Annotated in this window: 8 protein-coding genes; 6 read left to right on the forward strand and 2 right to left on the reverse strand. The window is 69.8% G+C overall.

The window, feature by feature from the left end; all coding sequences use genetic code 11:
• Positions 1-1,770, forward strand: coding sequence for a L,D-transpeptidase family protein (locus MZTS_RS16295; RefSeq protein ID WP_192284648.1), 1,770 nt, complete (start codon positions 1-3; stop codon positions 1,768-1,770).
• Positions 1,771-1,899: 129 nt separating this feature from the next.
• Complete coding sequence (locus MZTS_RS16300) at positions 1,900-2,427, forward strand: Dps family protein (RefSeq protein WP_192284649.1); 528 nt, start codon at positions 1,900-1,902, stop codon at positions 2,425-2,427.
• Positions 2,428-2,505: 78 nt separating this feature from the next.
• Here the strand turns inward: MZTS_RS16300 and MZTS_RS16305 are convergent, their stop codons facing one another.
• Positions 2,506-5,208: a bifunctional acetate--CoA ligase family protein/GNAT family N-acetyltransferase gene (locus tag MZTS_RS16305; protein WP_192284650.1), complete on the reverse strand. Its 2,703-nt coding sequence runs from the start codon at positions 5,206-5,208 to the stop codon at positions 2,506-2,508.
• Between the two features lie 408 nt (positions 5,209-5,616).
• Here MZTS_RS16305 and MZTS_RS16310 point away from each other — a divergent pair, with 408 nt between their 5' ends.
• The 3 genes from MZTS_RS16310 (at position 5,617) to MZTS_RS16320 (ending at position 8,020) form a co-directional block, all read left to right on the forward strand.
• Positions 5,617-6,267, forward strand: coding sequence for a class II aldolase/adducin family protein (locus MZTS_RS16310; RefSeq protein WP_192284651.1), 651 nt, complete (start codon positions 5,617-5,619; stop codon positions 6,265-6,267).
• A gap of 218 nt (positions 6,268-6,485) precedes the next feature.
• A complete protein-coding gene (locus MZTS_RS16315; protein WP_192284652.1) occupies positions 6,486-7,004 on the forward strand; it encodes a Ros/MucR family transcriptional regulator in 519 nt (172 codons plus the stop codon).
• A 230-nt stretch (positions 7,005-7,234) separates the two neighbouring features.
• Positions 7,235-8,020, forward strand: a complete 786-nt coding sequence (locus MZTS_RS16320) for a restriction endonuclease (protein ID WP_192284653.1) — start codon at positions 7,235-7,237, stop codon at positions 8,018-8,020.
• A 14-nt stretch (positions 8,021-8,034) separates the two neighbouring features.
• Here MZTS_RS16320 and MZTS_RS16325 read toward each other — a convergent pair whose 3' ends face one another.
• Positions 8,035-9,327 (reverse strand): PepSY-associated TM helix domain-containing protein, encoded by a 1,293-nt coding sequence (locus MZTS_RS16325; protein ID WP_192284654.1) that lies wholly within the window; start codon positions 9,325-9,327, stop codon positions 8,035-8,037.
• Between the two features lie 428 nt (positions 9,328-9,755).
• On the opposite strand from MZTS_RS16325, the gene MZTS_RS16330 reads away from it, so the two are divergent.
• A partial coding sequence (locus MZTS_RS16330) for a transglycosylase domain-containing protein (protein WP_192284655.1) occupies positions 9,756-10,561 on the forward strand: 806 nt, incomplete at its 3' end.

Raw genomic sequence — 10,561 nt, forward strand, 5'->3', positions numbered from 1 at the left:
ATGCTCAACGTTGTTTCCGCCCCGCGCAGGGCCAGCCGCGCCCGGCTCCTCGGTGGCACCGGAGCGGCCCTGGCGCTGCTGCTCGCCGGCCCGCTCAAGGCAGAGCCCATGCCGGAGACGCGCACCGATTCCCGGATCAATCTGCGGATCGAGCCGAAGGCCGAGGGCGCGCCCGAGCAGAAGCCTGAGCTGAAGGCCGAGGCGAAGCCCGAACTCCGCCCGGACAAGGCGGAAGCCAAGCCGGCGGACATCAGATCCACGGAAGCCAAGCCCCAGAGCCCGACCAAGGCGGACACGGCACCCACCGAATCCGTTCCTGCCAAGAAGGCCTCGCGGGAATTGCCACCGACGGTCTATGCCAGGGTCTCGGAGGATCCGCTGCCGACCTTCACGGCGCAGACCTTCGTCGAGACCATGCGCGCCGCCGAGCGCTATCAGGTCTATGCCGAGGCCGGCGGCTGGAAGACGCTGCCCGCCGATTTCGCGCCGAAGCCCGGCGACAGCCACCCGGCGATCCCGTCGCTGCGCCACCACCTGACGCTGACCGGCGACCTGCCCGCCGACGCGCCCCCCTCCGATCGCTACGATCCGCCGCTGGTGGCGGCGGTGAAGTCGTTCCAGGCCCGGCACGGTCTTCCCGATGCCGGCATCTTCGGCCGGCTGACGCTGAACGCGCTCAACGTGCCGGCGGAGGTGCGCCAGCGCCAGCTGCGCGCCTCGGCGCAGCGGCTGATGGGATCGAGCTTCGCCTTCGGCGAGCGCTACGTGACGGTGAACATCCCCTCCGCCACCGTCGAGGCGGTGGAGGGCGGTGCGGTCGTCCGCCGCTACGTCGCCGTCGTCGGATCGCCCGACAAGCAGACGCCGCCGGTCGAGACCCGCATCACCGACGTCAACCTCAACCCGACCTGGACCGTGCCCGTCTCGGTGATCAAGAACGAGATCATCCCGACGATGCGGAAGAACCCCGGCTATCTCGCCAAGAACCATATCCGCATCCTCGGCCCCGGCGGCGTCGAGGTCGATCCGACGACCATCGATTGGACCACGCAGAAGGCGGCCAACTACACGCTGCGCCAGGATTCCGGCTTCGACAACTCGCTGGGGCAGGTGCGTATCGACATGCCGAACCGGCACGCGATCTACATGCACGACACGCCCTCCAAATCGCTGTTCGCCGGTTCGGTGCGGTTCCACTCGCATGGCTGCGTTCGCGTCGGGCAGGTGAAGGAATTCGCCGCCTGGCTGCTCCAGGGAACCGAGGGGCCGAACGGAGCCGGCTCGACCTGGGGGCCGATCGAGATCGAGACGGCCATCGCCACGGGGGAGCGGCGCGACGTGAAGCTCGTCAAGCCGACGCCCGTCGCCTTCGTGTACCTGACCGGCTACGCCACGACGGACGGCCGCGTGCATTTCCGCGACGACATCTACGGCCTCGACACGCCCCCTGCTCCTGCCGCCGCGACGCCGACCGCGCCCGATGTCGCCACGACGGGCGCCATCGCCCCCCGCGCGACGCCCGCGCCGCGCCGTCCCGTGACCGCGCCGAAGCCGGACGCGTCGGCCGCTTCGCCCGCGAAGACCGTGTCGGCGAAGCCGGCCCCCGCGAAATCCGCAATCGCAAGGCCTGAACCGGTAAAGCCCACGCCGGAGGCAGCGGCTGCCCCGGCGCCGAAGCCGCAGGCCCGCAAGGTCGCCCCGCCGCTCGAGCGCGGGCCGGAGAACGAGCCGGTCCTGCTGCCGCCGGGGCTGGTCGGAGGGCGTGGCTGACACCGCTTCCCATCCACAGCAGCGCAGCCATGCGAGGCGGAACAAAGCTCCCGCGTCCCTCATTCTGCCGTGCGAGTGCCGACGCGACCGTCGTCGGTCGAGCGACCCAGACCTTGAAGGACACCGACCATGGCCAAGGCTAAGCTGCGCGTTGGCAGCGATCGGCTCAACACCCCGACCGATCTCGACCCGAACGATGTCGCGAAGATCTCCGAGGGCCTGACCGTCCTGCTGTCGGACCTGTTCGCGCTCTACATCAAGACCAAGAATTTTCACTGGCATGTCAGCGGCCCGAACTTCCGCGACTACCACCTGCTGCTCGACGAGCAATCGCAGCAGATTTTCTCAATCATCGACGCCGTGGGCGAGCGCGCCCGCAAGATCGGCGGCACGACCCTGCGCTCCCTCGGTCAGGCCGAGCAGCTCAAGCGCATCGCCGACAACAATGCCGAGTATGTCAGCCCGCTGGAGATGCTCAAGGAGCTGCGGGACGACAACAAGAACCTGACCGCCAACATGCGCGAGCTGCACGGCGTCACCGACGACGCCAAGGACGTCTCGACCACGAGCCTGCTCGAGGAGTGGATCGACCAGTCCGAGGAGCGCACGTGGTTCCTCTACGAGGCCACCCGCGAGGCCACCGAGGGCGGCCACTGACGGTTTCACCGGCGCCCGAGGGCGTTCGACCAGGGCCGCCGACCCGTCGAGGGTCGGCGGCTTTTTCCTTCTCCGGCCTTACTCCCCGACCTTCAGCGTCGCCTGGACGAGGCTCGGATCGTCCGGCACCGGCCGCTCCTCGAAGCCGAGATGCCGGCAGACCGCCCGCATCGCCCTGTTCTCCGTGAGCACACTGCCCTCGACCCGCGCGATGCCCTCGGCCTTCGCCCAGTCGAGCATCATGCGCATCAGCGCGATGCCGAGCCCGGTGCCCTTGATGTCGGAGCGCACCAGAATCGCGAACTCGCCGGATTCGTGGTTGGCGTCGGCATGCAGCCGCACGGCGCCGAGCATCCGCTGATCCTCCTCCGCCGCCTCCTCGATCGCCACGAAGGCGATGGCCCGCGAGTAATCGAGCTGCGTCAGCCGGGCGAGGAAGACGTGGCTGAAATCCCGGACGGGGGCGAAGAAGCGCAGGCGGACGTCCTCGGGATCGACCTGGGCGAAGAAGGTGCGGAACATCCCTTCGTCATCCGGCCGCACTGGGCGCACATGGATGTGCCGCTCCCCGGCGACCAGCCGCCGCTCCCAATCCGACGGGTAGGGCCGGATGGCAAAGCGCGGATGCCAGTTGCCCCGGCGCCGGGTCTGACTTCCGGTCTCGGGCGCGACCCGGACCCGCGCATCGAGGGCGACGACGCCCTCGGCATCGGCCAGCAGCGGGTTGATGTCGAGTTCGCGCACCGCCGGCAGGTCGGCGGCGAGCTGGGACAGCTTCACCAGCACCAGGGCGATGGCGGAGAGATCCGCTGCCGGCACGTCGCGATAGGCGGCGAGCCGCCGGGCCACGCGGGTGCGCCCGATCAGCTCGCTGGCCAGGGCGAGGTCGAGGGGCGGCAGGGCCAGGGCGCGGTCGTCGATCACCTCGACGGCGGTCCCGCCCCGGCCGAACACCACGACGGGGCCGAAGACCGGATCTTCCGCGAGGCCGGCGATCAGCTCCCGGCCCTGCGGCCGGCGCAGCATCGGCTGCACCGCGAAGCCCGCCACCCTGGCCTCCGGGCGCAGGGCGCGGACACGGGCGATCATGGAATGCGCCGCCTCGCGCACATCCGCCTCCGAGGTGAGGCCGAGGCGGACCCCGCCCACCTCCGACTTGTGCACCACGTCCGGCGAGACCAGCTTGAGCGCCACCGTGCCGCCGCCGGCGATCAGCGGCCAGGCCGCGGCGGCGGCGCCGTCGGGATCGGGCGCGAGCGAGACCGGCAAGGATTCGATGCGATAGGCGGCGAGCAGTTCGGTGACCGCATAGGGGTCGAGCCAGCTGCGCCCCTCCTCCAGGGCCCGGTCGACGACGCGCCGGGCGGCAGCGACATCGGGCGAGAAGTCCCGGGGCAGCGCATCCGGCGTGCGCATCAGGTCGCTCTGGGCCTCGCGGTAGCGGACGAGGTGGAGGAAGCCCTCCACGGCGTCGGCATCGGTGGCGAAGAGCGGAATCTTGGCCTCCGCGTAGATCCTGCGGATCGCCTCGTCCTCACCGATCGAGACCGCGAAGACCGGTTTGCGGCGGCCCGATGCCCGCGCCATGGTCACGGCATCGGCCACGCTTCTGGCGACTTCGCGGCTCCCCGCCCGCGCGGTCGGCACGTGGACGGAGAGCAGGGCGTCGCTGTCGCGGCCGCCCAGCAGGGGCTCCAAGGCGCGGGCATAGTCCTGCGGAACCGCGTCGATCCCGAGATCGAGAGGGTTGGTCTGGCTGCCGTGCTGCACCGGCTCGATCGATTTCGCGCCGGCTTCGCCGAGAGTCGCGAGGGTTCCGCCGAAATCGGCGAGCCGGTCGGCGGCGAGCGCACCGATGCCGCGCCCGTTCGAGACGATCATCAGCCGGTTGCCGGGGAAGGGGCGCTGGCGGCCCAGGGTTTCGACGGCGGAGAACATCGCATCGAGTCCGTCCACCGTCAGCAGGCCGGCCCGGCGGAAAGCGGCCTCGTAGACGGCGCCGGGCCGGGCGAGCGCTCCGGTATGGGTCTCCGGCCGGTGGTCGGGCGCCTCGTGGCGGCCGATCCGCAGCACCACCACCGGCTTGGCGCGGGCCGCCGCCCGGGCGGCGGTGAGGAACTTGCGCGCATCGGCGACGTGGTGCAGCGACAGGACGATGGCGCGGGTGCGGCTGTCCTCCGCGAAATGGTCGAGGCAATCGGCCACGTCGATATCGGCCGAGCGGCCCAGCGTCATCACCGCCGAGAAGCCGACGCCGTGGCGCCAGGCCCATTCGGCGATGGCCGAGGCGACGGTACCCGATTGCGAGACGAGGGCGAGATCGCCGGGATTGGGCGGCCGCGCCAGCAGGCTCGCATTGAGGCCGCCCGCCGGGACGCTGAGGCCGATGCTGTCGGGGCCGATCAGCCGCAATCCGTGCCGCCGCGCGGCCGCCTGGGCGGCGCCGACGGGCGCCGCCGCGCCGTGCCCGAGATGGGCGGACAGGATCACCGCCGCGGCGGCGCCGACCTGACCCGCCTCCTCCACCACGGCCGGCACCGCCTCCGGCGGCGTGGCGATCATCACGAGGTCCGGCGGCTGAGGGATGTTGGCGAGCCGGGCGCTGCAGGGCAAGCCGTCGACGCTGGCCTCACGGGGATGGACCGGGACGATGTGGCCGGTGAAGCCGCCCGCGCGCAGGCCGTCGATGATCGCCCGGCCGACGGAGCCCGGCCTGTCCCCCGCTCCGACCACCGCGATCCGGCGCGGGGCGAGCAGAGCCTCGAAGCGATAGGTGCTCATGGGAACGGCCTATACCATTTCGAAGCGCCAAACCGAGGGGATTCGCTTCGAAGCGCAATCCTCCCGGCGATGACTTGAGCGGCCGGAGCGTGACGTCCCGATGCCCCGGGCCCGCGCGGATCCGTCGCCGACACGTCGCATGGGCTCAGGGCCGGATTCCGGGCCGGGGCCATGCAAGCCCGTGCTGTGCCGTGTTCTCGGATCCCCGTTCCAACGGCGCGCTCCCGCGAATAGTGTCGGCCGAAGTTTCAAGGCGCGCCGGGCAGCTGTATCGGCCTCGTCTCCCGAAGGCCGGCGGACCGTGTCTGGGGCCGCGGCTCGCCCGGCGCCGATCCAACCAGCCGTGAACGCACCCGTTCCATGCGGGGGCGCGCCGGCCGCATCCCGTTCCCGTCCCGGAGGAATACCGTGCCTTCTTTCGCAATCCGCCAAGCGATGGTCGACGCGATGCGCCGGATGCTCGATCTCAGCCTCAGCCAGGGCACGTCGGGCAACATCTCGGTTCGGTCGGCGGCGGGCTTCCTCGTCACGCCCTCGGGCATCCCGGCGGAGCAACTCGGCCCCGACGATCTCGTCGAGATGGATTTCGAGGGCCGCTACGACCATCCCCTGGCGCCCTCTTCGGAATGGCGCTTCCACCGCGACATCCTCGCCGCCCGACCGGAACTGGGCGCCGTCGTCCACGCCCATCCGCCCTATGCCACCGGCTTCGCGATCTGCGGCCTGGAGATCCCGGCTGTGCATTACATGATCGCCATGGCCGGCGGCCCGACCATCCGCTGTGCTCCCTATGCGCCCTACGGTACGCAGCGCCTGTCGGATCTGGCGCTCGAAGCCCTGGAGGGACGCGGTGCCTGCCTGCTCGCCAATCACGGGATGATCGCGACCGGGCCGAACCTGTCGAAGGCGATGTGGCTCGCGGTCGAGGTGGAGGCCCTGTGCCGGCAATACGCGGTGGCGTTGCAGGTCGGGACGCCGATCGTGTTGTCGGATGCCGAGGTCGCTGAAACTGTGGAACGCTTCAAGTCCTACGGACCTCGGGAGAAGTCCAGCCAGTAACGAAAATTTGCGAAAATTTTAAACAAGGCGTCCGGCCTGCGGCAGGAGGCACACTTGATTTTATTGCGGACCTTCGAATCCGTCTTGCGAAAAAACCCATCAAAGGTTAAATCCTCGCGTATTCCGCGCACCGGGTTAGTCCCTGTCAATAACGGCGCCGCTGAGGCCCCGCGTATTTGATAGAGATCGTTAGCGCATACCCAAAGGAGATATTCAGTATGTCGCTAGAGGACGGCACTATCGACGATCGTGTAGCCCTGACTGTCGATATTATTTCGGCCTTCGTAAGCAACAACTCGATATCGTCGGGTGAGCTTCCGGGTTTGATTGTGTCGGTTCACCGGTCCCTGACCCAATTGTCTGAGAAACCGGCCGAGCCGGAAAACCCGCCTCTGACCCCGGCGGTGCCAATTCGGCGCTCGATCCAGCAGGATTTCTTGATCTGCTTGGAAGACGGCAAGAAATTCAAGTCGCTGAAGCGGCACCTCCGGACGCGTTACAATCTTTCGCCGGATGAATACCGCGCCCGCTGGAACCTTCCCGACGATTATCCCATGGTGGCGCCAAGCTATGCCGCAACTCGGTCGGAGCTTGCGCGGACCATGGGCCTCGGCCAGCAACGCCGGAAATGGCCCGGCAAGGCAGCCCCTCAGGGCGCCTCCGATGTCGTTTCCGAGGGTGAGGCTCCGCGGGCGGAGCGCCGCCGCGGCCGGGCACGCACCGCCGGCGCGGTCTGATCGAAAGCTTGGTGGCGAAGGCTTGGCGGCCGGTCCCGTAGCGGACCGGCCGCCTCCCGCTTCCCCCCGGATCCGGCTCGTCTCGCCTGACGGGAACTTATCCACATGCGATGCGGTGGGCCCCCAGAGCGCGGCGGCGGGACCGACCTTCGGCGTTAGAAGTCGGGCAAGGCCTGGCTGGAATTGTCCGCGCGAGCCGGACCCTGGTCCGACCTCTCGCGGGAGAAACGATGTCAGGCCGGTCGCCCACCGCCCAACGCCTGTTCTGGACGCTCGTGCTCGGCGGCTGCGCCAGCATCCGCTACGGCGCAGTGGCGCTGGCGGCCACCGCGTCGGTTTGTGTGGCCATCCTCGTCCATCGCCTCGACCGGCCGCGCCGGTTCCGATCGCTGGTCCGGCGCATCGCCCGGCGCCACGCGCCCACTCTTGCCCTGCGTCGACGGCAGGAGCGCTTCCTCGATGCCTACGGCAACATGATCGAGGATGGCTGGCTGCGTGAGCGGGACTATTTCGTCGAGCGCACGGTGCTGCCGCTGATCGAGGAGCGTGGCTATTCCGATTATGCGGAGCCGCGCTTCGAGGAGATGGTCGAGATCGTCGAACGTGTCGCCCATGCCCAGGTTTTGCCCGACGAGCGGGAGACGCCGGAGGACGGCATCGCTTACGAGCGTTACTGTGCCGACCTGCTGGAAGAAGCCGGCTGGGATGCCCGGCCGACCGGAGCCAGCGGCGACCAGGGCTGCGACGTGATCGCGGAGAAGGCGGGTCTGCGCCTGATCGTGCAGTGCAAGCGCTATGGTCGCCCGGTCGGCAACGCGGCGGTGCAGGAGGTCGCGGCGGCCGCATTGCACTGGTCCGGCGACATGGCCGCCGTGGTCTCGAATGCGGGCTTTACCCCCGCCGCCCGCAAGCTCGCCGGCACCACGGGCGTCCTGCTCCTGCACCATGACGACCTGCTCGATCTCGTCCCGGAACGCCGGACCGGACGACGCCGCGCCCCGGCAACCGGGCGCTGACCCGCTCGGGCGGCCTATTCCGCGGGGACGACCCGGCTGGCGGGAAGCGCGGCGGCCTTGCGCCGAACGGAGCGCCGCGCCGCCCGCTTGCGCCACCAGATCACGACGCCGGTCGCCGACAGCATCGCCACGACGAGACCCATGAGCGAGATCAGGACCCGCCCCGGCAGGCCGAGGATCCGGCCCGAATGGACCGGGAACTGCGCCTGCACGAACAGGTCGGCGGCGGTGCCGATCCAGGGCTGGCGGTCGCCGATCAGGCGGCCATCCTGCCCGTCGAAATAGATCGCCGCCGGGCCGACGCCGGCGGCGCCGTGATCCTCGCCCGGATGGAAGTAGCGCGCGGTGTAGAAGCCCTGCATCGGCGTGTAGGCCAGGGCCCCGACGGGCTCCGCCCAGCCACGGCGGCGCCCCTCGGCTTCCGCCGCCGCGAGGATACGGGCGTAATCGACGCCCGGCTCGATCGGTGTCAGGGGCGAGACGAAGGGCCGGGTGTTCGACGGATCGGGCGAGATCCGCGAGACGCTCGACATCAGCGGCAGAAACACCTCGCGGTAGAGGTTGAGCGAGAAGGCCGTGAAAGCGAGCAGGAACAGGAGCGCGAAGGTCCAGAGGCTGAAGGCCCGGTGCAGGTCGAAGGTGACGCGGTAGGCGCTGCCGGAGGTCTTCACCATCCAGGCAGGCTTCCATCGCGACCACCAGCCACGGCCGAGCTGCCGCTCCGCCGCCGCCGGCCTGTCCGGGTTGGCACCCTTGCGCACCGGCAGCGTCAGGTAAAAGCCGACGAAGGAATCGGCCATCCAGACGAGGGCGACGATCCCGAGCAGCCAGATGCCCCAGCGTTCCTCGCCCCACATCTCCGGCAGGTGCAGGGAATAGTGCAGCTTGTAGAGGAAGGAGACCAGCGTCTCGCGGGTGATCGGCCAGACCTGGCCCCATTGCCGCCGGCCGAGTTCGGCGCCTGTGACCGGGTCGAGGAAGACCTGATTGTAGCCGAGGGCGTGCAGCCGCCCCGTCGCCGCATCGACCCGCGGCACCACGAACAGCGAGAGCGACTCCCCGGCCTCCGCCGCCAGGGGGAGATAGGCGATCCGGGCACGCGGGTCCCGCGCCTCGAACTGCCGCGCCAGATCGAGGGCGGGGATCGCCTCGCCTCGGCTCGCAACCGTGTGGAGATGCGGGTTGAGCAGATCGTCGAGTTCGTGATCCCAGGAGATCACCGCCCCGGTCAGTCCCGCCACGAACAGGAAGGCGGCGATGGCGAGGCCGGCCCAGCGGTGGAGGAGAACGAAAACGGAGCGCGCCATCAATCCTCGCAATCCCGCGAGCCTCGTTCCGTCGCGACCGATGCCGCGAGAGCGCGTTCGTGGATAGAGATAGCCGGGTCGCAGCGCCAGCCCTTGAGTCGTGCGCGGGACGATCCCGCGTAAAGATCCGGTAAAGACGCCGCCGCGCGGCGCGTGCCTTAACGCCCCTTAAACCCGCCGCAATTAGCCTCTCTCACGAACCTCCCGTGGCACCGTCGCGGCGGGACGAGGCCCGGCGGAAATCGGCCGTTGCGAACGGTCCGTCCAGCCGGTGGCACGGGGTGCGGGACCGGCTGCGGGGCAACCCGGGTGGGCTCGTCCGAAGGGAAACGGTCCGCGCCCCTTTCCGCGCGGAGGACGTTCAAGGGAGCACGGTCGCGGAGTTCACGGTCTTCGGAAAGGCCGGCGGCTCCGGACGCATGAATCGCATGGCGCAGGCAGGCGGACGCAAACCACGTAGCGAGCCCTCCTTCGATATCCCGGAGGGGAGCGAGCCGGGACGCCTCGACGTGCGCCTGTCGCGGAACGACCGGACCGGCGGCGCGGCGCAGCGCAGGTCGGGCGGCGCCTCCGGTTCGGCGCCGCGCAGCAGCGGCCGCAAGACCTCCGGCGGCGGCCGGCGCCCGCCCCGGAAGCGGCGATCCTGGCTCGGCCGGATCGTCTACGCCACGGTCGTGCTCGGCATCTGGGCCGTGATCGGACTGGCCGGCCTCATCGCCTATCACGCCTCGCAGCTGCCGCCGATCGACCAGCTCAGCGTGCCGAAGCGGCCGCCGAACATCGCGATCCTCGCCAGCAACGGCACCCTGCTCGCCAATCGCGGCGAGACCGGCGGCCGCGTCGTGTCGATCAAGGAACTGCCGCCCTACCTGCCCCGCTCCTTCGTCGCCATCGAGGACCGGCGCTTCTACCAGCATTTCGGTGTCGACCCCGTCGGCATCGCCCGGGCGATCGCCCAGAACCTGACCCGGCGCGGGGTGGCGCAGGGCGGTTCGACCCTGACCCAGCAGCTCGCCAAGAACCTGTTCCTGACGCCGGAGCGCTCGGCCTCGCGCAAGATCCAGGAGGCGATCCTGGCGCTGTGGCTGGAGCACAAATACTCGAAGGACGAGATCCTCGAACTCTACCTGAACCGGGTCTATTTCGGTGCCGGCGCCTACGGCGTCGAGGCTGCGGCGCAGCGCTATTTCGGCAAGCCGGCCAAGAACGTGACGCTGGCGGAGGCCGCCATGCT

Source organism: Methylorubrum zatmanii (assembly GCF_014845115.1).
GTDB classification, from domain to species: domain Bacteria; phylum Pseudomonadota; class Alphaproteobacteria; order Rhizobiales; family Beijerinckiaceae; genus Methylobacterium; species Methylobacterium zatmanii.